This is a genomic window from Streptomyces sp. NPDC012510 (genome assembly GCF_042955065.1).
Classification (GTDB): Bacteria; Actinomycetota; Actinomycetes; order Streptomycetales; family Streptomycetaceae; genus Streptomyces.
Window position 1 is genome coordinate 67165 of record NZ_JBIBEN010000023.1, and the last position, 21750, is coordinate 88914.

The window sequence follows — 21750 nt, forward strand, 5'->3', positions numbered from 1 at the left end:
GCGCGTTTCCTCCGCCGTTCCACCGCCTCCCCCGTGATCGGACATGCGCGCGATCATCGCATCGACGCACTACGAGCTGCAACGCCAAGGCCGCTGCCGCAGAGGCACGTCACCCACCCGGCGCGGTCGGCGCGCTGCACATCTTGCGTAAGGGCAGCAGCTGGATGCCAGGTTGCCTGCTCGTCGACGGTGCCGTATGGCTCTTCCGCGCCGGCACCGACAACACTCGCTGGCGTTGATCTAAAGCTGCTGGGGGAAAGTTGAGCGGTGAAAAGGCGGGGCCGGGCACCCATGCCCTGGCATGGTTCAAGAACAGTTGCAGTGCTGGCGACGGGGGTCAACGCCTTGAAGTCGCGGTTGGGAAGCGCCGTCCACGCCAGATCGTCGCGAACCCATGCCGTAGGCCTGGGCGTCGTCGGTCTGCAGTACAGATCCAGAGCTACCGGGCCGACGACGAGACGACCCCGACATTCGACAATGTGCCGCACGGAAAAAAAAAAGGGGGGGCCGTTCGACGCCCCTACCGCAGCGCGCCGACCTGATCCTTGGCCCACCACAGGAACGCCGCGGAGTGCTGCTGGTTGGCGAAACCCTCGCCGACGAGGGTATGCAGGAGATCGTTGCTCCAGAGGATGAGCCGACCAAGGGTCCAGTTCACCGACTCGGGTGCCGGCAACTCCAGTCCGTAGACAAGCCGCGCGATCTCGCGCTTACCTCCGGCCTCTGTCTTGTACTTGAGGATCGTGAGGAACCGGTCGGGGTGCATCACGCAGAGAACTCTGGTGAGGAGGGCCTCCTTGAAACCGGTCATGGCGAAGGGTTTGGTGCCGGACAGCAGATGCTGGAGCCGGTCTTCGAGCGGCACGTCGTCAGGTTCGTGCAGGAGGTACTCGATCGTCCGGCGGGTCGACTCCCCGGCCGCGGCATCGCCCAGGGCGTTCCACGCGGAGTTGAAGGTGGCCTGATTGCCGGGGTGGGCCCCCACCTCGGAGTTCGCGAAGTCCTTGAGGACTCGGGGGTCGCACGTCCACAGCCCTTCGGGGGAGAAGATCTGCTGGTACTTCGACCAGTAGGCCGCCACGGCGGGGTCGAAGTCCGGTTTGTCGGCGAGGTACCGCTCCTTCAGCCGAACCACGCGCGCCAGTTGCTCGGGATCGACGTCTTCGGGTTTCGGGAAACGGGCCTTGAGGTCGTCGAAGGAGCGGAGCGGGTTCCTCTGCGGGACGGTGGGCTCCTTGTGCTCCCATTCATAGCCGCACCGGTGCTTCACGCGCCGACGTCCGCCGTCGAGCGTGCGCATCACCTCGATGTCCTCGTCGTCGCTGCACAGTGGACACATGACCAACGCCATGGCTACCCCCGTTCCCGCCGTGCTTGTGCCTGCCCGGAGCGAGCACTTCTCCACCGGGGCCGCATTCTCGCATTCGGCCGCGGCCACCCGGATGCGGGTCGTCCGGCGGGACCGGGCCGGGGACCTCATGTCCGTCGTCACCGCCCGCCCCCGGCTACGGCTCGTCCGGCCCGTCGGCGGGTAAATGATGGCGGTGGTCGTTCCCCGGGTGCCACTCTTGAGCGATGCAGCCTGGGACCTCCGCCACCGAGAACGACCTGCGGCACCTGCTCAATGAGTGGGACCCGATCGGTGTAGCCGACGATGTGCAGGATGAGTACGACTGCATGCTCGCCCCTCTGCTCCAGCGGCTCCGTGGGCGAGCTGACCAGACGGAGATCGGTGACTTTCTGCGGCACGAACTGGAGGAACACTTCTGCCTGGACCCTCTGGCTTCGCAGCCGGAAGCAATGGCAGCCCGGGTGATCGCCTGGTGGACAGCTGCCGGCCGAGCCGATGCCCCAGGCAACATGTAGCCGCTCCCTCCGGGTCTGGCTGATCGTTGGTCCGGGTGCGCCGTTGACCTGACGCGTAGTGGGCGCGGATTGAGCCGTTGCATCCGGACAAACTGCCCAGGCCCATGCGGTCTTGTCGAAGGCGGCCGGGTGAGGAGTGACGCCCCAGTCGTCCGCGAGGGCGGCGACGAGGTGGAGGTCGCGGCCGGACTGTCAGTGCTGTCAGCGTGGGGAGGCACGCGTCCGCCGGCAGATGAGCGCACATCCAAGGGTGAGGAAGCCTCGTGGATGGCGGAGGCGACCGCGAAGGGATCGCGCCCGACCGGGGCCCGGAGGGTCGCATCTCACGGCCGTGCCAGTGGAGTTCGGGAGGCAAGGCGGGGAACGGTGGCTGCGCGGAGGCCCGGCGTCCGGGGGGTTTTGCGGCCTACGATTAGGGACATGACGGTCATCCCTCCCGTACGGTCGTCTGGCCGGCGGACGCCCCGCGGCCGGATGCCGAGGTTCGTCCTCGGCCTGGCCGTACTCGTCCTCCTGGCCGGGGCTGTCTTCGCCGGAGCAGCGCTTCGCCGGTCGGGCTCGGGACCGACGGAGATCACCTTGCGGATATCCGGATACTCCGACACCGTCGTGCTGACCGTGCCCGGAGCGCCCCAGGACGGCTGCGCCTTCTCCGCCGAGGTCACCACGTGTACGACGACCGTCCCGGCGAGCCAGGGAGACAGGGCCCGGGTGCGGGCGGGTACGGCGGGGTCGCCGCCGCCGTCGTCGTCGGTCCGGTTGCTGTACTGGGGGTGCGAGGAGGGGGACGGCGTCGCGTCCTGCACCGTCACCCGTACGCCGCGCGGCGTACGGGTGTGTGTGAGCACCTCTGATCCCAAGGACGAGGCGGCACGGCAGCGTTGTGCCGAAGCCATTGAAGCCATTGAAGCCATCGAAGCAGGCGAAGCGTCGGAAGCGGAGTCCGGGGCGGCAGCCACCCGCAAGGTCACCGTCGTCCCGGTGACCCCCCGGGGAAACCCGCAACCCGACTACACCGTCGTCGAGATGGAGCGTTCCTCCTCGATCCACGGCAGTTCGTGTACGACCGCTCCCGGTGCGCTGTTCCCCGACATCGTGACCTGCCCGCCCACGGTCGCCGGGGCGGGAATGTGCTGGATCGAGCGGGAGCACTCCGGTGGCCTGCTGTGCGGAAGTCCGTGGAGCAGGACGCTCTACCGCCACACCGCCGTTGATCCCTGGGACACCACTCTGCAGCGGCTCGTGCGACGCGCGGCGGAGAAACCGGCTGGCAGCGTGCCGACGGCGAAGACCAGGCCGTGGGCGCTCGAACTGGCCGACGGGACGCACTGCCAACGCAGGCTGGGAGGGCCCGCACCCACGCTGCCCGGGCGGCTGAGCGACGCCTACGGCTGCGGCGAGCGGGGGATCGTCGTCGAGGGCCCGGGGACGCCGCTCCTGGACACCCGGTCGCCGCTGTGGACGGTGCAACTGCTCGATCCGCTGACCCTGTCCTCCCCGGACAAACCGTCCGAGGACCTCAGCGGACTGCCGGAGCGTGAGAGCGTCGCAGTGGTCTACTACGCCGGGCGACCGGATTCGCTGCGATAGTGCCCCAACAGGCAACGTTCGCCCCGTCGCGAGGGGTCGGTTCGGTTCGTCGATCAGCTCGGCTGGGTGCACCTGGGCCGCTTGTCGCCGGATTCGACCAGCTTGCCGGTGTGGTGCTGCACGTACACCACGTCGTACGCGGGGACGTTGAGCCATCCCACGGTCTGGAACGGGGTGCCGTTCTCGAGCCGGATCGTCTGGGTCTCCTGCTTTCCGTCGTAGCTGAGTTCCAGCTCCAGTTCCCATGCGTACAACACCGGTTCGGCAGTGCCGCCGAGCACGATGAAGTCGAGCGGCTCACCGTGGGCCGCGTAACGGTTCTGGCCGTCGGCGAAGATCCGCGTCGTGGGATTGTTGTGCTTGTCGACCTCCACGCCGTCCTTGCCGGAGGAGTCGAGGTCGACGTAGACCGTGTCGGCGGGCCCACCGCCCTGGGGCGGGACGCACAGGAACGTCCCGGCCGGCGCGGCCTTCTTGGAGAGCACCTTGGCCCTGATCGCGTCGATGTGCACGGGTTGCAGGCGGTTCCCCGTGAGGGTGACGTGATAGCGGGAGACGGGCGTGCACACCTCGCCGCAGTTCCGGCCGCCGCGCATGCCGCCGAGTGAGGTGTACTGCTCGGCAGCCCGCTTGTCCCAGGGGGCGTCGAGCGTCCCGGCGGTCAGTCGCTCCGGGAACACCCAGAAGGTGCCGTCCTGCGGGAGGTCCCAGACCTGCCGTACCCGCACGTGGAAGGGTTTCTCCCCGGCCTTCTCCGGGTCCTGGGGCCGGTCGTCCCCCTCGGTGCCCGTGGGGAAGAGGAAGTAGCCCCCCGCCAGCCCCATACAGACCACCAGCACGGCGAGCCATACGACCACGGACCACCGCAGCCCGTTGTGGACGTTCTGGACGCCGGTGACAACGGTGTTGTTCTCGCCGATGGCCGTGCCGCTCCCGCTCCGGCTCACCCTCACCCTCACCCGGTCACCGTCACCGCGGCTGTGGCGTTGGCCCGGCCGACGGGGGCTGCCGCGGTCCGGTCTGTTCACTTCGTCCCCCTCGGTCGGTCCGGGCCGTTCAGCTGTAGTCGATGCCGGTGACTCCCTTGCTGCCCTTTCCGGTCGCGGTGGCCGGGCCGGTGTCCGTGACCGTCGCCGACCCGCTGCCGCGGCCCTTGGGGCGCTTGATTCCGGTCACCGTGTGACCACCGTCCCGTGCTACGGCCCGGCCCGTACGCGCCGCCCGGTCCCTGGGGCCCGGGCCGGGGACGGCGAGGACCGCGTAGACCAGAGCGGCGATACTCACCGCGGCCTGAACCGAGGCCCCGACCAACTGCCCCGTGTCCGGGCCGTTCAGCAACCAGAACAGGGGCGTCGAGACGATCCCCGCCGCCGACACCACCATGACCGCGGTCTTCCACCCTCGTGACACAGGGCTTCCCCCCTTCCTTTGGCTGCCGCTGGCTGCCGTCCGCCCGGGGAAGTCGGCGACGTTCCGCTGTGCGTCCGGCACAGGGTGTAACGCGCGGACGAGCCCGGCTGGTTCCAGCGGCGCCGGCGTGGTGGGGCCGGGGTCGAGTTCCGCAGGGAGTCCATCTCCACCTCGGGCCGGTCGGACGTCAACCGGATCCGGCGGCTGCGTGAGCGGCAGCAGGGCGAGCGGTCCCGGACCGTCTTGGCTGCTACAGCCAGACGTACCAACGGCAGACGTACCAACGGCAGACGTGCGTACGGCAGACATACCAACCGCCGACGTATCAACGGCAGTCGTACGCACGGCAGTCGTACCCTTCGTAGTGGTACCAAGACTGCCTGCTGGTTGGGTTGCATCGCGTACCCCACAGTGGATGCCGTGTCCCATCGAGCACCGTGTGAGCCGGCTGTGGGCCGAGTTCGGATATGGCCGCCGCGTTGCTCGGCCGACGGCTCGCCGTTCCATTCCGCGCGAACGTCCCCACACCGGCCGGCGCATGCCCCCTCGGAGGCCACCGCGCCCGGGCGCGGTGCTTCGGCCGTCTGATTCCGCAGGTCCACCTGCTCCAGCCGCCGCAGTAGCAGCGCCGCCCATCGGCGCCCATCGCCGCCCACCGGCGCCGCCCATCGGCGATGCCCCCACCGGTGAACGATGCGGGCCACAGCGTCACCTCCCCCCAACTCACCCCCCACCACCAGGGAAGAACCGTGAAAGTACCCAGAGAAGACGGACGCCGCGGCGTCAGCCGGAGATCCGTCGTCTCCCTGCTGGTCCCGGCGCTCGTCTCAGGGCTGGCCCTTGCCCACGTCCCGTCCGTGCAGGCCGCTCCCGCCGCCCCGGCACCGGAGCGGCCCGTCGGCGTGGCCGCGCGGACGTACTCCGCCGGCACCTATCTCGTCCAGCTCTCCGGCGAGCCCGTCGCCGCGAATCCCGCAACCGCACCGGAATCCGGAGAGCGGATCAACACGCGGTCCGGGGCCGTACGGGACTACGTCGGCCGCCTGACGCGGGCGCGTGACCGGGTGCTGGCCGAGGTGCCGGGTGTCCGGCCGCTGTACAACTACCGGTACGTACTCAACGGGTTCGCCGCCGAGCTGACGGCCGGTCAGGCAGCGAGGCTCGCTCGCACCCCCGGCGTCGCCTCGCTGGTGCGCAACGAGGTGACTCGGCCGACCGGCACCGGCGAAGCCGCTGGTGTGAGCGCCGCCCGTGCCGCCGTCCCCGGTCCCGGCGCGGCGGCGGGTGCGGCCGGCGGGCTCCCCGCCACCGACACCGCAGGGTTCCTGGGCCTGAAGGACCGCGGGGGCCTCTACTCCAAGTTCCGTGGTGGGCAGCGGAACGCGGGGGCCGGCGTGATCATCGGTGTCGTCGACTTCGGGATCGACAACACCAACCCGTCGCTACGGGCCCTTCCCGAGCCCCGCCCCGACGCCGAGGTCATCGCCGGGAAATGGAAGGGCGTCTGCGACCCCGGTACGGACCGCGCCCACCCGTACACCTGTAACAACAAGCTGATCGGCGCCCGCTACTTCAACAAGGCGGTGCCCGAGCTGACGGACGACGACACACCGTCCCCGGTCGACGACGAGGGGCACGGCACCCACACCTCGACCACCGCCGCCGGAAACCACGACGTGCCCGCGTCCCTGCCCGGCACCGGCATCGCCCGCAGCCGGATATCCGGGATCGCCCCGGCCGCCCGCCTCGCCGCCTACAAGGCGTGCTGGAAGGGATCCGGCTGCTGGACGGCGGACGTCGCCGCGGCCATCGACCAGGCCGTGGCGGACGGCGTGGACGTCATCAACATGTCCCTAGGCATCAGCGAACCCGCCGATGTGACCGGTCCCGCCCACATGGCCATGTTCAACGCCGCCAAGGCCGGTGTCTTCGTCGCCGTCTCAGCGGCGAACAGCGGGCCGGGCACGGTCTCCAACAACACGCCGTGGACCACCACCGTGGCCGCCTCCACCCACGATCTCGGCTACCGCACGACGCTCACCCTCGGCAACGGCACCTCGTACACCGGAACCGGCCTGAACGGCTCGGCCGTCGCGTCCGCACGGCTCGTCGACGCGGCCGACGCGGCCCGCGGCGGCGTGGACGCCGCCCAAGCGGAGCTGTGTCGGCCCGGCACCCTCGACCCGGCGAAGGTCAAGGGCGCCATCGTGCTGTGCGCGACGGCCGGCGACGGCACGGGCGCCCGCATCGACAAGAGCGCGCAGGTCGAGGCGGCCGGCGGCGTCGGCATGGTGCTGTACAACTCCCGGGCGCTCCTGGACACCCGGGGCGACGTCCACTCCCTCCCCACCGTGCACGTCGACGACGTCACCGGCCGGGCGGTGAAGGCGTACCTCGACCGGGCCGGCGCTCGCGCCACGGCCCGGCTCGGCGCGGCGCGCGCCGTACGCCAGGAGGCACCGGCCATTGCCGCCTTCTCCTCGGGCGGCCCGGACCCGGCCAGCGGCGGCGACCTGCTCAAGCCCGACATCGCGGCCCCCGGTGTGGACGTCGTCGCCGGCGCCGTCCCCGGCGGCAACGGCGGATCCTTCACGGGCCCGCAGGGGATGGCGTCCGGCACCTCGATGGCCGCCCCGCACATCGCCGGACTGGCCGCGCTCCTGCGCTCACTGCACCCGGACTGGTCGCCCATGGAGGTCAAGTCGGCCCTGATGACCACCGCGACGACCAAGACCGACAAGGGCAGGGCGATCCGGCGTATCGGCGCCGACGGCCCCGCCACCCCGCTCGACCACGGCGCCGGGCAGGTCGCCCCGAACGCCGCCGACGACCCCGGCCTGGTCTACGACTCCACCTCCGCCGACTGGACCGCGTACCTGTGTGCCCTCAACCGGCGTCCGGTGACCGGCGACGGCGGTGACCCCTGCGCCACCGCCCCGAAGACCGATCCGAGCGACCTCAACTACCCGACGATCTCTGTCGGCGACCTCGCGGGCGAGCAGACCGTGACCCGAACCGTCACCAACGTCGGCGACGCCACCGGCGTGTACACCGCCACGCTGCGGGCACCGCACGGCTACCGGGCGACGGTCTCCCCGAAGCGCCTCGTCGTGCCGCCCGGCGGGTCCGCCACCTACCGGGTGACCTTCACCCGCACCGACGCGGACTACGACGAGTGGGCCTTCGGCTCGGTGAGCTGGGGCGACCGGGACGGGCACCGGGTGCGCAGCGCCATCGCCCTGCGTGCCACACGGATCGCCGTCCCCCCGGAGGCCGACGGCACGGGCGCCACCGGCTCGCTCACCCTCCAGGCGAAGTCGGGCTGGGACGGCACCCTCACCACGGCCCTGAACGGCCTGTACGCGGGCACCGTCAGGACCGGGACCCTGACGGGCACCTCGACCGACAGCTTCACACCACCGCCGTCGCCGCTTCCGGCCTCCGCGGTCCGTACCGAGATCACGGTTACCGAGGGCACCGCGCTGGCCCGTGTCGGGATCCTCTCGTCCGACTTCCTCGGCGGCAGCGACATGGACCTGTGGGTGTACGACGAGGACGGCAACCTGCTCTCCGACCCCACCGGCGGCAGCGACGAGTACGTCGACCTCATCGAGCCGGGCAGGTACGAGGTGTACGTCAACCAGTTCGCCCTGCCGGAGGGCGCCACCAGTCAGACGTACACCCTCCACACCTGGCTGGTCGGCCAGGACTCCCACCCCGACCGGCCGGCCACCGTCACCCCGGCCGAACAGCGGGTGTCCCTGGGCGGCACCGCCGATGTCACCGTCTCCTGGCGCGACCTCCCGACCGGCCACACGTATCTCGGCCTGGTCGGCTACGGCGACGGCACCGACACGGTCGGCAGCACCCTGCTGACCGTCACTCCGTAGTTCCCCCCTGAGTTCCTCCTCCGCCGACCCACTCAGGACACGGTGGTCGTACGCGAACCGTACGGCCACCGTGTCGGCATGACGGCCCCGTCCGAAAGCGGCAGAGGTTCTCGGACGGGACCGATGAGTGGGTCGGCGCACAGTGCCGTCATGGGCGAGGGCCGGGCCCCGGCTCCCGGTTCAGCGGCTCCATCGCCCAACTGGCCAGCATCCGCAGGGCTTCCTCCGAACGGGAGCCGGGCTCGGCGTGGTAGGTCATCAGCCGTATCCGGGCGCCCCCGGACAATGCCATGGGCTCGTGGACGAGGTCGAACTCTCCCACCAGCGGGTGCCGCATCCGCAGGGACTCGCGGGCGTTCTCGCTGCTCACCTCGTGCTGTGCCCACAACTGCCGGAACTGCTCGCTCTTCTGCGACAGCTCCTGGACCAGTGAGGAGAAGTGCGGGTCGCCGGGGCTTCTGCCGGCGTTCGTGCGGACCACGGCCGCGACTCTACGCGCCACACGGTCCGGGTCGATGAACCTCTCACGCGTCTCGGACGAGAGGAAGATCAGCCGGGCCGTGTTGCGCTCCTCGGGCGGCAGCCGGCCGAAGTCCCCGAAGACGGTGGTGGCGAGCCGGTTCCAGCCCAGGATGTTCAGGCGCAGGTCGAGGACGTAGGCGGGCACACAGAGCGCGTCGAGCAGATGCTGGACGCTGGGCCGCAGCCGCTGCGGCGGCGACACGGACCGCGTCGCGCTCTGCCGCTCGGGCTGGGCCAGCTGCGTCAGATGGTCCCGCTCCTCCTCGTTCAGGCGCAGTGCGCGGGCGACGGCGTCCAGCACCTCGGCCGACATGGTCTCGCCGTAGCCCTGCTCCAGGCGCGCGTAGTACGCGTACGACACCCCCGCCAACTGCGCCAGCTCCTCGCGCCGCAGCCCCGGAACCCGCCGCCGACCGTACGAGGGCAGGCCCACGTCCTCGGGTCGGAGCCGGGCCCTGCGTGACCGCAGGAACTCCCTCAGCTCGGCACGCCGGTCGAGTCCGGACGTCACTCGATCACCGGGCGCCACATGTGAAGACATCTCTGCCCTCCGGTTGTCATACCTGCCTCGCTGATGCGGAGGAGCGTACAGCGCCGACTCCACGAATCACCCTGATACTTGGTCTCGGCACCGACCGGCGAGGTGAGGGCTCGGTGTCGTCAACCAACGGAGGATCCATGGCTTTTGCTGCGAAGAGGCGCGTCGTTTCCTTGGCACTGACAACCGCGGCTCTGTCCCTGTCGCCCGTCGGGCACGCGAACGCTGCCACCTACCCGACGAGTCCGTACGCGGTCCCGTACGGCCAGACCTACACCAAAGGGAATCTGACCTGGTACAACAGGTCAGTCCAGCTCACCGGTGAGCAAAAGTCGGTCAGCACGTCGAGCTGCCGCATGACCTACGTCGCGGCCTACCGTTCCGACGGCGGCCCCGACTACACACGGCTGAGCGAACGCACCACCAAGCCGGTGTGCGGCAAGTCGATCGACATCTCCGTGACCGTCCCCGCGGACGTCGTCGGCGGAGCGGACTTCCTGTACATCTGTCTGGGCGACACCCTCAACCACCTGAACTGCCTGACCTTCGACAGGCCGTAGGCCGGGCATCGGGGAGGAGGCCTGGTTGCCCCGGCCTCCTCCCGCACCACCGGACTCCGGTCACGACCGTGGCCGCGAAACCAGACACCGGATGCGGACCGGGTCCGTGCCGCGCAGCCGGTTGACGGTCTCGCAGAGGACGAGCCCGTCCGTCACGCCCTCGATGATCATCCGTTGGTACTCCAGCCCCTTGAACCGGAACATCGCGCCGATGTAGCAGGTCAGGGCGGTGGCCATGGCCATGGCCATGACCAAGCCTCTGGCTCTGACCGTCGTCGCGGGCCACGTACGGGATCTTGAGGCCTGCGAGCAGCCCATGGCAGGCTCATGCCGCATGATCGATGAATTCGCGAAAGACAACCTGCACGGGAGACTGCGGCGGCACCGCGAGGCGCTGCTCTGGAAACTTGACGGTTTGTCGGAATACGACGCCCGCCGACCTTTGACAGCGACCGGGACCAACCTCCTCGGCCTGGTCAAACATGTGGCCAACGTCGAGGCCAGGTACTTCGGCGAGGTCTTCGACCGCCCTTCCCCGGAACCGCTGCCCAGGTGGCAGGACCACTCCACCGGCAGTGATCTGTGGGCGACCGAGGACGAGACCCGCGATCAGATCATCGGGTTCTACCGGCGCACATGGGAACACTCGGACGCGACGATCAACGCGCTTCCCCTCGACGCCTCCGGCCACGTGCCGTGGTGGCCGGAGCCTTCCCCCAACACGAACCTGTTCGCCGTCATGGTCCATGTCCTCGGCGAGTCCATCCGGCATGCCGGGCACGCCGACATCCTGCGCGAGGGCCTCGACGGCCGGACCGGGATGCGCGCCGAATACGAGACGCGGATCGACGAGGAAGCCCGTGCGGCCTACTGCGCGAAGATCGAGCAGGCCGCCAGGTCGGCCGTACCGATCAAGGCTTAGAGAGTGCACGGAGCAGTGGCGCACGCTCGGCTACGGTGACGTGCGCGGCCCGCGAAGCCTCTACCGAGATGAGAGGGGCGCACATGACCACGGCGTCATGTGTTCGCGGTCGGCGGGGGCCGTAGGGCGTTCTCACAGTGTTGTTGCTTCTTCCGGGGGCGGCATGCTTCGCGTTGGGCGACGGTGACGGCTCCGGCTCGTGCGCCGACGGTGTCCAGTTCCGTGGCGTGATCTACCACCGGGTCACTCGAGGAAGGCGAAGGAGTTCCTCGACGAGGGGCGTTGAGCGGGGCTCGTGGAAGTCCCGGTCCGCGACAGGCCCGGCGGACCACGTGAACAGTACGGGACGACTGCGGTGAGCGAGGGAAACGTGACGCTCACCGCGGCCGCGGGCTCCGCTGTCAGCCGTGCCGACCCCCACCGGAGGCGGCCCGGCATCGGGGAGTGTCAGGAGCAGTTGACCCACTTGTTGGACTTGATGAAGTGGGTGGTGGACCAGGTCGCCTTCGACCCCTTCTTGATGACTCCGCTGTCTCCCCGGTAGTTCTTCTCCGAGTACCACTTGAAGTCGCAGGACTTGCCGTTCTGGAACCGCGACTTGAAGCTCTGGAAGACGGAGAACCGGGTCAGGTCCGCGTTGTCCCCCTCGACCTTCTGCATCCTGCCGGTGTAGTTCTGCCCGGACCAGACGCAGTACCAGCCCGACGGGCAGTCCGACGGGGCCGCGTTCGCGCTGCCGCTGAACCCGGTGCCCGCGAGGGCGAGAGCCGCGACGCCGACACCTATCCGCTGGGCGATCTTGTTGGTGTTCATGAGTGCTGGAATTCTCCCCGTGTCGCGATGATGTGATGGGGACGGTGCGTGTGACAGCCCCCGTTCCCATGCGTCAGTCTGTCGGCGGCGTGCGGTGACGGGTACCTATGACTTTCGAGGGCGCGGGGAGCCGTCGTCTTCCGTCCGTCGTCCTGCCGGCGCCGGCGCCGGCCCCGACCCCGGCCCCCACGGCCCCGGCCCCGGCAGGGCGTACTCCGCCCACACGGTCTTGCCGGGGCCGTCCATGCGCGGTGCGACCGCCCAGCGCGACGCCCGCGTCGCCACGATGAGCAGGCCCCGCCCGGCGACGTGCCCGTGCCGTACGGCGTTGGCGGCCAGCTCCGAAGTGATCAGCGACAGCGTCTTGTTGGCGTCACCGGTGTACGGGTGGCCCCAGGTGTCCAGCCGGTGCGCGGCGAGACGCCGGGCGAGTCGCGCGCCCCGCGTGGACGAGGTGAAGCACATCGCGAACTCGCGGACCAGGGCGGGGTGCGGCCCCCGGTGTGGGGGAGGTCGGGTTGTTCATGGGGTCCGCGCTCATGTGCCCGTTCGACGGTGACGAGACACGACCTGCACACGGGCGGTCGTTGTACGTGGCGGGTCGGCGGATGTGGGCGGGGCGGAGCGTGACGGTCGACGGGGGGCCGCGTTACCGGGGCCGCCGTGGTCACTCCGGGAGGTCGGGCCTTCTTCGCCGCCTCCCAACGCACCGTCAGAAACCAAGCTTTCCACGGTGTAACGGCAGATATGAAGGTCATCGGCGACCGCAACGAGGAGCACCAAGAGGAAGGCGGCGGACATGTACTCGAGTAACCGGCGTCAAGTTACCGTTCGGTTCAATCGAGATGCGGTCCCGGCGGCGTTTCGTTCTTTTCGTTCTTTGCCCAGCGCTTGACGCCAGAGACCGCTTGCTACAAGATCACGATCGCAGAAACCGTCAACTCCCTTTGCCTACTTGGTCTTTGTGCTTGCGGCAGCCCTACCCGACTCCACACTCGTGCGCACAGGACCTTCACTCACCTTCCCGTGCGCTTTTTCGCGCTTTTATTTCGTCATTCGCGAAAAGAGAGAAGGTCGCTTCAGCCTGCCCGAAAAATGCATTCTCTGTGCACTCACTTGAAATCCCTTCAAAGTGTCCGGGAGTGTTGACTGGGGTAAGTGGTGAGTGCCATATTCATCACGTCAGAAGGCGTCGCCCCTCGAATGCAGAGGTTCCGTGCTGGAACGCATTCGGAGTGATGAGGCCCCGGTAGTGCCATCATGCCCACGTGATTCCTGTCATGCAGACTCGCACCTACCTGTATACGTCAGGTTTTCCGTGGAGAGAGGACGAGAATGCACAAGAAGTTGTGGACCCGCCCACTGGCTACGGTTCCGTTCCTTGCCGCCGTTGTTCTTTTCTCGGCGGACCCTGCCCATGCGGTGGGAGGTTGCCTCGCGGACTACGACACGGCGCAGGTACGAATCGCTCCGAAAGCTTCTTCGTTCAAGGAAAAGGCCAGGGCCGTGGCGCGGCAGCAAGCCGCGAACAGCTGGCAGGACGTGGTCTGGAGGGGGACTGAAAAGAAGTGCGCAGTTAACTCCCCAGGCAACTGCAATTACTCCTGGAGCGTAAACAAGACCACAAACTTCGGTTGGGCTGTAGGTGGTCAGGCCACCCTCGGTAACGCTAGCTCGGCCCAGAGCGCGAAGTGGTACAACTTCGTTTTGTCTCTCATCCCCTCGATCCAAAAGTCGTCCACGATCAGCACCACGGAGACATTCGAGCAGCCGATCCCCCGTGGGGGGTTTGGTCAGCCGTGGCAGGTGGTCCAGCGTCGGTGGAAGAGCGGCGACTATGTGGGCGGATGGGTCAACCAGAACAGGTCATGCACCTTCGGCCTCAACCAGGCCGGTCACGTATACACCTGGGACCCGAACGTGAGATGGGGCTACTGGCAGGCCAACATCCGGGAGCGAGAGTATGACGGGATCGCGGTGAACGGCAGGCTCTGACCTCACATCCGCGCCATGCTCGTCACCCGTAAGCCGGGGTGACGAGCATGGCGCGGATCACTGACTTCGGCTCGTCAGGGCGACGCCCTCGACATGGCCTTGTGGCGCCGTGATCGCGCAGGAACTTCCGTTGCGCCGGGGCCGGTTCATCACTCGGACTCGGCGGTCGACCCAGGTTCAAGGGGTCGTTGACGATGCAACGAGATCCCATTCTTCACGCCCAGGTCAAGAAGCTGCCCTGGAACGGAACATCCCGCTCGGGCACCGCACCCGCCACCACGCCCACCACCGCGACGAGATCCGCCGGCTCAAGGTCGCCGCGTTCAGCCACCCCAACTGCCCCGGCGCCCGCCAGACGGTCCAAGTCGTGGGGTGGCGAGGCGACTTGAGCACGGTGAGCGCTTCCGCGCGGGCCACGAGGCAGGGCGCGAGGTCGGGGTACCAGCCACGGGCCACCGCTTGCAGCATCTCCGCCGAGGCCGCGAGTTCCCCGATTCGGCCGGCGGGGGTGCCGAGGACCGCTGCGAACTCCTTTCGGATGCGGGCGGCTCCGTGGGGGCCCCGGTGTGGGGGAGGTTTCGTTGGTCGTCCCGTACCAGTGTGAGGAGTGGAGCGTCAGATGCATTGACCCCTGGGCGGTGGCGCGCTTTCATCGCCTGCATCCTCGTGAGCCCTCTGCGCAGGGCCGGGGGCACGGGGGTGCTGGGGGCGGCTGTGGTCGTGCCCGGGTGAAGGGGGAGCCAGTTGAGAAGATCTTCCTTACGACTGCTCGCGAACGCCGTCGTGGTGGGGGCCGTCGTCGTGGGTTCCACCTGGCCCGCGCAGGCGGCGGGCCAGGACGCGGACGCGGCGCCGAGCGTCGCGCCGAGGACCGAGCGGATCAGTGTGGCCCCGGACGGCACCGCCGGCAACGGACACTCCGTGGACGCCGTCGTCAGCGCGGACGGGCGCGTCGTGGCTTTCATGTCGTCGGCGACCAACCTGGGGCCGGGGACCGACGTGCGCAACAGCGTGTACTACCGGACGGCTCCCGGTGAGCCGTTGCGGCGGGTGGTGGTGCCGGGGGAGACCACGTCGACACCCCACCTGTCCGAGTCGGGGCGGTATTTGACCTTCGGGTCGTTCTCGACGGCCTCCGGGGCGTCCTCCGTGCACCTCATGGACCTGAGCACCGGGACCATCCAACGCCTCGCGCCCGAGATGGACGACGGCTACGAGATGTCGTACGGCATCGCGCCGATCAGCGCGGACGGGCGTTACGTCGCCTTCGTCGCCCGGCCCGCCGCGGCCCCCAACGGGGCGTTCGCCTGCCGGGTCATGCTGCTGGACCGGAAGACGCAGGAGGTCAAGAGGGTCAGCCGGCCCTCGGACGGTTCCAAGGACTTCCACCGGTGCGAGCAGATCTCGATGAGCGCGGACGGGCGCAAGGTCGCCTACCTGGAGGGCTACTCCGGGCCGACGGAGAACGACCAGGGCGACATCCTGGTCTACGACCGCAGGAGCGGCCGTACCGTGCACGCCGACACCACCCATGACGGGGCGGCGGCCGACAGGTCGGCGGTCGGCCCGGTGCTGAGCGCCGACGGTTCCAAGGTGGGCTTCAGTTCCGTAGCCACCAACCTGGTCCCCGGCGTCGATCCGAACGGGGCGAGCGGCACGGCGTGGAACGCCTTCGTCCGTGATCTGCGCACCGGCACGCTCCAGCGGTACGACGGGCACAGCCCGACCGATCTCACCCTGCTCTCGGACCTGTCGGCGAACGGTTCCAAGCTGCTGCTGAACACGGCGGACGCCAACCGCACGTCCCTCGGGCTGATCCTGCGCGACCTGTGCACCGGTCAGGAGGAGATGTTGTCGCCGGGGCAGGACGGCAGACCCGTCACCGTGGGGGACGCGGCGCTGAGCGGTGACGAGTCGACGGTCGTCTTCGAGTCCTACTACCCCGGACTGGTGCCCGAGGACACGAACCTGATCGGGGATGTCTTCGTCCGCACCTTGCGTTGAGCGGCTGAGCGGCTGAGCGGCTGAGCGGCTGAGCGGCTGAGCGGCGCGGCGGCTGGGCGGCTGGCGTGCTGGGCGGCCCGTGCGGCCGAGAGGGCTGGGTGACTCCGCCCCTCGGCCGGGCGGTATGAGATGCGCACGGTCCGCCCGTGCGCATCTCATGTCCGTGCGCATCTCATGCCTCACCTGTTATCTCTTCGCGCTCAAGACCCGGCAACCTCGCGGGTACGCTGCGACGACAAAAGCTGCGCATCCATTGACGTCACTCCCACCTCGGCTTTACCTTCTGGCCGAAGTTACGCACAGTGTTCGTAATTTCGAACACACCCGGGCAGGTCAGGACGCCCGGCAACGAGCCGCTCTCCCGGAAGGGACATCTCGTGTTCCCCACCCGTGCCCGTCGCTGGCTGACGCCCCGCCGCAGTCTGATGTCGGGGGCAGCCCTGCTCGCCCTCTTCGCCTCGCTCCTGTCCGTGCAGACCGTCCAGACCGCGCAGCCCGCCGCCGCGGCCGACGGCAAGCCGTACACCAACCCGATCAAGTCCCAGAAGGGCGCCGACCCCTGGCTGGAGTACTACAACGGCAACTACTACCTGGTCACGACCACCTTCACGAACAAGCTGCTCATCCGGAAGTCCCCCACCCTCCAGGGACTGAGCACCGCCCCCAGCGTGGAGGTCTGGTCGGACACCACCGCCGGGCGCAACGACAACATCTGGGCGCCGGAGATCCACTTCCTCAACGGAAAGTGGTACCTGTACTACTCGGCCGCGCAGTCCGGCGTCGCCTGCTGCGACAGCCAGCGCACCCATGTGCTGGAGAGCTCCGGCTCAGACCCGTTGGGCACGTACACCTACAAGAACATCCTCACGGACGCCAGCCTCACCCCCGGGCCGGCCGCAGCGCAGGGCTGGCTGATCGACGCCAGCGTCCTCAAGCACGACAACAAGCTGTACCTGGTGGGCAGCGGCAAGATCAACGGCAGCGAGCAGAGCCTGGTCATCGCCGCGATGAGCAACCCGTACACGCTCAGCGGCCCCTTCACGATCATCTCCAGCCCCACTCTCAGCTGGGAGAGGCAGGGTGGCCCGGTCAACGAGGGCCCCGAGCCGCTGTACCACGACGGCCGCACCTTCCTGTCCTACTCCGCGAGCTTCTGCGGCACCGCCGAGTACAAGCTGGGCCAGCTGGAGCTCACGGGCAGCAACCCGCTGCTGGCCTCCTCCTGGACGAAGAAGCAGACGCCGGTCTTCCAGCGCAATGACGCGGCGAGCGTCTACGGCCCCGGCCACAACGGCTTCTTCACGTCTCCCGACGGCACCGAGAACTGGATCGTCTACCACGCCAACAGCGCCGCCAACGGCGGCTGCGGCAACGGCCGGACGACCCGCGCGCAGAAGTTCACCTGGAACGCGGACGGCACACCGAACCTCGGCGCCCCGGTCGCCACGGGTACGACGCTGGCCGGCCCGTCCGGTGAGACCGCGACGACCCCGACCGCCTACACCATCGTCAACCGAAACAGCGGCAAGTGCCTCGACGTCAACGGCGGCAACACCGCCGACGGCACCAACATCTTCCAGTGGAGCTGCAACGGCGGCGCCAACCAGAAGTGGCGCATCGAGGACATGGCCGACGACACCAGCCGTCTCGTCAACGTCGCCACGGGCAAGGTCGCGGACCTCGCCGGCTGCGGCTCCGCCGACGGCACCGACATCCGGCAGTGGTCCTGGCTGAACAACAACTGCCAGAAGTACCGCCTGATCTACACCGGCGGCGACTACGTCCGGATCACCAACGCCGCCACCAGCAAGGTGCTGGACGTCGCCGACTGCGGCACGGCCAACGGCGCCGATGTCCGCCAGTGGTCCTGGCTGAACAACAACTGCCAGCAGTGGCGCCTGGTCCCCACGACCGCCTGACCCTTCCCACACGACCCCCGGAAACCGACCGATCACCGATGTGATCGACCGATTACGAAGGACCGCAAGCATGAGACGTCTCATCAGACGTGCAGTGGTGGCCGCGGCCGCAGCGCTCGCCGTGCTCACCACCGTGACGACACCGGCCTCGGCCGCCGCCCCCGCGTCCCCCGCTGTGACCTTCACCAACCCGATCGCGCTCCAGCGCGCCGATCCGCACATCTTCAAGCACACCGACGGCTTCTACTACTTCACGGCCACGGTCCCCGCGTACGACAAGATCGTCATGCGCCGGGCCACCACCCTCCAGGGCCTGGCCACGGCCCCGGAGACCACGATCTGGACCAAGCACGCCAGCGGTGAGATGGGCGCCCACATCTGGGCGCCGGAGATCCACTTCATCGACGGCAAGTGGTACATCTACTTCACCGCCGGCTGGTCCAACGACATCTGGAAGATCCGCCCGTACGTCCTGGAGACCAGCGCCGCCAACCCGATCACCGGCACCTGGACCGAGAAGGGCCGCATAGCGCTGCCGCTCGACACCTTCTCGCTGGACGCCACCACCTTCACCCACAACGGCACCCGCTACCTGAGCTGGGCGCAGACCGACCCGGCGGTCGGCACCGGCACCAACCTGTACCTGGCGAAGATGTCCAACCCCTGGACCATCAGCGGCAGCCCGGTGATGATCTCCAAGCCCGAGTACTCCTGGGAGACCGTCGGCCACCGCGTCAACGAGGGGCCGGCCGTCATCCAGAGGAACGGCAAGGTCTTCATGTCCTACTCGGCCAGCGCCACCGACGCGAACTACTGCCTCGGCCTGCTGACCGCCTCCGCGACCGCCGACCTCATGAACCCGGCCTCCTGGGCGAAGACCTCCACCCCGGTCTTCAAGAGCAACGCCAACACCGGCCAGTACGGCCCCGGCCACAACACCTTCACGGTCTCCGAGGACGGCAAGTCGGACATCCTCGTCTACCACGACCGCAACTACAAGGACATCAGCGGCGACCCGCTCAACGACCCCAACCGCCGCACCCGCTACCAGAAGCTGTACTGGAACGCCGACGGCACCCCCAACTTCGGCATCCCGGTCGCCGACGGAGTGACCCCCGTCCGCCTCTCCTCGTACAACTTCCCGGACAAGTTCCTGCGCCACTGGGAGTACCGCGCGAAGCTGGAGGCCAACGTCACCAACCTCGCCGACTCGCAGTTCCGGATCGTCACCGGCCTCACCGGCAGCGGCACCGTATCGCTGGAGTCGGCGAACTTCCCCGGCTACTACCTCCGCCACAAGAACAACGAGATGTGGGTGGAGAAGAACGACGGCACGGCCCTGTTCAAGGCCGACGCCTCCTTCCACGAGCGGGCGGGCCTCGCCGACAGCGCCGCCGGAGTCTCGTACGAGTCGTTCAACTTCCCCGGCCGCTACATCCGGCACTACAACAACCTGATCTACACCCAGCCGGTCAGCACGACCCTCGACCGGCAGGACGCGACCTTCTACAAGGAGTAGATCTTCTACAAGGAGTGAAGGAGCAGGGTCCGCGAGGACCCAGGCAGCGTTCCGGTGCACCGTGCCCTCGCAGGGCGCGGTGCACCGCGCGTTCAGGCGGAGCTCATTCCGGCGGCATGACCTGCACCAGGCCCGACTGGTACGCCATCACCACGAGCTGGGCCCTGTCCCTCGCGCCGAGCTTTGTCATCGCCCGGTGCACATGTGTCCGTACCGTCAGAGGGCTGACGTACAGCTTCTCCGCGATCTCGTCGTTGGAGTGCCCCTCGGCGGCCAGGGACATGACTTCGCGTTCCCGGGTGGTGAGGGTGGTCAGCCGGCCGGGGGTGGCCAGGCGGCTGCCGGGGGCGGGGGCGGCGAGGAAGCGTGTGATGAGGGTGCGGGTGGCGGTGGGGGAGAGGAGACTGTCGCCCGCGGCGACGGTGCGGATGCCGTCCAGGAGCACGTCGGCGGTGACGTCCTTGCCGAGGAAGCCGCTGGCGCCGGAGCGCAGCGCCTGGGCCACGTACTCGTCGATCTCGAAGGTCGTGAGGATCAGGACGCGGGTGTCGGCCAGTTCCTCGTCGGCGCAGATCACCGCCGTGGCGGTGAGGCCGTCGGTGCCCGGCATCCGGATGTCCATGAGGACCACGTCGGGGCGGTGGACACGGACCAGGTCGACCGCCTCCCGGCCGTCGGTGGCCTCGGCGACCACCTCCATGTCCGCGCAGGAGTCGACGAGGATCCGGAAGGTGGCCCGCAGCAGGGCCTGGTCGTCGGCGAGCAGGACGCGAATGGTCATGGGGTCTGGTCCACTTCGGATGCGGATGAGGATGCTGGGACGGGTGCGAAAGGCCGGGGGCGCAACGGGAGATCGGTGGTGACCTCGAATCCGCCTCCGGGACGGTGACCGGCGCTCAGACAGCCGCCGACGGACTGGGCGCGCTCGCGCATACCGATGAGCCCGAAGCCCCGGCCGGACGCGGGCGGGTCCCCGGGGCGAGCAGCGGCGGCGCCGTCGTCGGTGACCGTGATCGTCACATGCGCCTCCTGGTACACGAGGTGGACACGGGCCGCGTCCACGGCGGCGTGCTTGCTGACGTTGGTGAGGGCTTCCTGCACGATCCGGTACGCGGTCAGGTCCACGCCCGGGTCGAGCGGCCCCGGGGGCCCCTCCGCGGTGACGGAGACCGTGAGCCCGGTCGACTTGAACGAGGCCGTCAGGTCCGGGAGCTGGGACAGTCCGGGGGTGGGCGTCAGCGGTGCCTCGGGGTCGTCGGGATGGCGCAGCACGCCGACGGTGGCCTTGAGCTCGCGCAGTGCCGACGACGTGGTGCCGGTCAGGTCGGTGAGGATCCGGTGGGCCTGCTCCGGATCGACGCGGGCGAGGTGTGCGGCGGTGCCGGCCTGGGCGTTGGCGAGGGTCAGATGGTGGGCGACCACATCGTGCAGATCGCGGGCGATGCGCATCCGTTCCTCGGTGACCCTGAGCCGGGCCTCCTCCTCGCGGGTGCGCTCGGCGTGCTCGGCGCGGGCCTGCACCGACTTCAGGTAGGCGCCTCGCACCTCGGCCAGCCGGCCGGCGGCGAGCGGCAGCAGCAGCCAGAAGACGGGGCCGATCGTCCGGAGCACCAGCGAGAGCTGGTCCATGGAGTCGGAGAAGACCGCCGCGATCGTCATCGCCGCGATGGTCGTGAGGCCGTAGATCCGGGTGGTCCGCCGGTCGGCGAGCGTGGCCAGCCAGTAGAGCGCCGCCATGATCGGAGCCAGCAGCAGGGGGGTGAGCAGATAGCCCAGCGCCACCGCGACGATCGTGCAGAGCGCGGTCACGGCGAGGACGGCACGCGGGTGGGCGCGGTGCCTGAGCAGGGCGAGACAGGACACGCCCATGAGGACGACGGCGACCCTGTCCTGATCCGGCGGCTCGGTGCCGGGCAGGGTGAGTGCGCTGCCGAAGGTGGCGCAGCCCATCAGCGCCATGGCCAGCACCAGATCGACGAGGAAGGGGCGGCGGCCGGAGATCTCCGCCAGGCGATCCACGTAGCGCCCTTCCAGGCTGGAACTGCTGGTACTCATCGGTGACTCCGGTCGGTTGCTTCAGACCATGGTGGTCGACTTGGGGTGCGAACGCCCCGGGGGCCGGGCGGGGGGGGGGGCCCCCCCGGCCCCCCGGGGGGGGGGGGGGGGGGGGGGGGGGGGATGCGAACCGCACGCGCCCGCGCA

19 protein-coding genes are annotated in these 21750 nt (G+C 69.0%); 10 read left to right on the forward strand and 9 right to left on the reverse strand.

The genetic code is table 11. The annotated features are described in order from the left end of the window. Positions 1 to 520 precede the first annotated feature (520 nt). On the reverse strand, positions 521 to 1351 hold the full coding sequence (locus ACFY9I_RS33470) for a hypothetical protein (protein ID WP_391008426.1): 831 nt from the start codon (positions 1349 to 1351) through the stop codon (positions 521 to 523). Between ACFY9I_RS33470 and ACFY9I_RS33475 the strand changes: the two genes are divergently transcribed. The 3 genes from ACFY9I_RS33475 to ACFY9I_RS33485 all read left to right on the forward strand — a co-directional run bounded on the left by ACFY9I_RS33475 (position 1338) and on the right by ACFY9I_RS33485 (position 3456). After that, positions 1338 to 1535, forward strand: a complete 198-nt coding sequence (locus ACFY9I_RS33475) for a hypothetical protein (RefSeq protein WP_391008428.1) — start codon at positions 1338 to 1340, stop codon at positions 1533 to 1535. The genes ACFY9I_RS33470 and ACFY9I_RS33475 overlap by 14 nt on opposite strands. A 40-nt stretch (positions 1536 to 1575) precedes the next feature. Further along, a complete protein-coding gene (locus ACFY9I_RS33480; protein ID WP_391008430.1) occupies positions 1576 to 1866 on the forward strand; it encodes a hypothetical protein in 291 nt (96 codons plus the stop codon). Positions 1867 to 2286: 420 nt separating this feature from the next. After that, positions 2287 to 3456 carry a hypothetical protein gene (locus tag ACFY9I_RS33485; protein WP_391008432.1) on the forward strand — a complete coding sequence of 390 codons (1170 nt, stop codon included), beginning with the start codon at positions 2287 to 2289 and terminating at the stop codon, positions 3454 to 3456. A gap of 53 nt (positions 3457 to 3509) precedes the next feature. On the opposite strand, the gene ACFY9I_RS33490 is transcribed toward ACFY9I_RS33485, so the two are convergent. Continuing rightward, positions 3510 to 4403 carry a hypothetical protein gene (locus ACFY9I_RS33490; RefSeq protein WP_391008434.1) on the reverse strand — a complete coding sequence of 298 codons (894 nt, stop codon included), beginning with the start codon at positions 4401 to 4403 and terminating at the stop codon, positions 3510 to 3512. 109 nt (positions 4404 to 4512) lie between these two features. After that, the gene (locus ACFY9I_RS33495; RefSeq protein ID WP_391008435.1) at positions 4513 to 4866 is read right to left on the reverse strand and encodes a hypothetical protein; all 354 of its coding nucleotides are present in this window, start codon (positions 4864 to 4866) and stop codon (positions 4513 to 4515) included. Between the two features lie 749 nt (positions 4867 to 5615). Between ACFY9I_RS33495 and ACFY9I_RS33500 the strand changes: the two genes are divergently transcribed. Continuing rightward, positions 5616 to 8756 (forward strand): S8 family serine peptidase, encoded by a 3141-nt coding sequence (locus ACFY9I_RS33500; RefSeq protein WP_391008437.1) that lies wholly within the window; start codon positions 5616 to 5618, stop codon positions 8754 to 8756. Between the two features lie 148 nt (positions 8757 to 8904). Here the strand turns inward: ACFY9I_RS33500 and ACFY9I_RS33505 are convergent, their stop codons facing one another. After that, positions 8905 to 9819: a helix-turn-helix domain-containing protein gene (locus ACFY9I_RS33505; protein ID WP_391008439.1), complete on the reverse strand. Its 915-nt coding sequence runs from the start codon at positions 9817 to 9819 to the stop codon at positions 8905 to 8907. 170 nt (positions 9820 to 9989) lie between these two features. Here ACFY9I_RS33505 and ACFY9I_RS33510 point away from each other — a divergent pair, with 170 nt between their 5' ends. Continuing rightward, positions 9990 to 10376, forward strand: coding sequence for a hypothetical protein (locus ACFY9I_RS33510; RefSeq protein WP_391008441.1), 387 nt, complete (start codon positions 9990 to 9992; stop codon positions 10374 to 10376). 60 nt (positions 10377 to 10436) lie between these two features. Here ACFY9I_RS33510 and ACFY9I_RS33515 read toward each other — a convergent pair whose 3' ends face one another. Next, positions 10437 to 10625: a hypothetical protein gene (locus tag ACFY9I_RS33515; protein WP_391008443.1), complete on the reverse strand. Its 189-nt coding sequence runs from the start codon at positions 10623 to 10625 to the stop codon at positions 10437 to 10439. Between the two features lie 85 nt (positions 10626 to 10710). Between ACFY9I_RS33515 and ACFY9I_RS33520 the strand changes: the two genes are divergently transcribed. Then, positions 10711 to 11298 (forward strand): DUF664 domain-containing protein, encoded by a 588-nt coding sequence (locus ACFY9I_RS33520; protein WP_391008577.1) that lies wholly within the window; start codon positions 10711 to 10713, stop codon positions 11296 to 11298. A gap of 447 nt (positions 11299 to 11745) precedes the next feature. Here ACFY9I_RS33520 and ACFY9I_RS33525 read toward each other — a convergent pair whose 3' ends face one another. Continuing rightward, on the reverse strand, positions 11746 to 12111 hold the full coding sequence (locus tag ACFY9I_RS33525; RefSeq protein WP_391008445.1) for a peptidase inhibitor family I36 protein: 366 nt from the start codon (positions 12109 to 12111) through the stop codon (positions 11746 to 11748). Positions 12112 to 12216: 105 nt separating this feature from the next. Beyond that, positions 12217 to 12576, reverse strand: coding sequence for a hypothetical protein (locus ACFY9I_RS33530; RefSeq protein ID WP_391008447.1), 360 nt, complete (start codon positions 12574 to 12576; stop codon positions 12217 to 12219). 870 nt (positions 12577 to 13446) lie between these two features. Here ACFY9I_RS33530 and ACFY9I_RS33535 point away from each other — a divergent pair. The 4 genes from ACFY9I_RS33535 (at position 13447) to ACFY9I_RS33550 (ending at position 19548) form a co-directional block, all read left to right on the forward strand. Continuing rightward, positions 13447 to 14106, forward strand: coding sequence for a hypothetical protein (locus tag ACFY9I_RS33535; protein ID WP_391008449.1), 660 nt, complete (start codon positions 13447 to 13449; stop codon positions 14104 to 14106). A 744-nt stretch (positions 14107 to 14850) separates the two neighbouring features. Then, the gene (locus tag ACFY9I_RS33540) at positions 14851 to 16110 is read left to right on the forward strand and encodes a TolB family protein (RefSeq protein WP_391008451.1); all 1260 of its coding nucleotides are present in this window, start codon (positions 14851 to 14853) and stop codon (positions 16108 to 16110) included. A gap of 425 nt (positions 16111 to 16535) precedes the next feature. Then, complete coding sequence (locus ACFY9I_RS33545; protein ID WP_391008579.1) at positions 16536 to 18029, forward strand: family 43 glycosylhydrolase; 1494 nt, start codon at positions 16536 to 16538, stop codon at positions 18027 to 18029. A 70-nt stretch (positions 18030 to 18099) separates the two neighbouring features. After that, a complete protein-coding gene (locus tag ACFY9I_RS33550) occupies positions 18100 to 19548 on the forward strand; it encodes a family 43 glycosylhydrolase (RefSeq protein WP_391008453.1) in 1449 nt (482 codons plus the stop codon). Positions 19549 to 19651: 103 nt separating this feature from the next. On the opposite strand, the gene ACFY9I_RS33555 is transcribed toward ACFY9I_RS33550, so the two are convergent. Then, positions 19652 to 20329, reverse strand: coding sequence for a response regulator (locus tag ACFY9I_RS33555; RefSeq protein WP_391008455.1), 678 nt, complete (start codon positions 20327 to 20329; stop codon positions 19652 to 19654). Next, a complete protein-coding gene (locus tag ACFY9I_RS33560) occupies positions 20326 to 21603 on the reverse strand; it encodes a histidine kinase (protein ID WP_391008457.1) in 1278 nt (425 codons plus the stop codon). The genes ACFY9I_RS33555 and ACFY9I_RS33560 overlap by 4 nt, the downstream gene beginning before the upstream one ends. Positions 21604 to 21750: the final 147 nt, after the last annotated feature.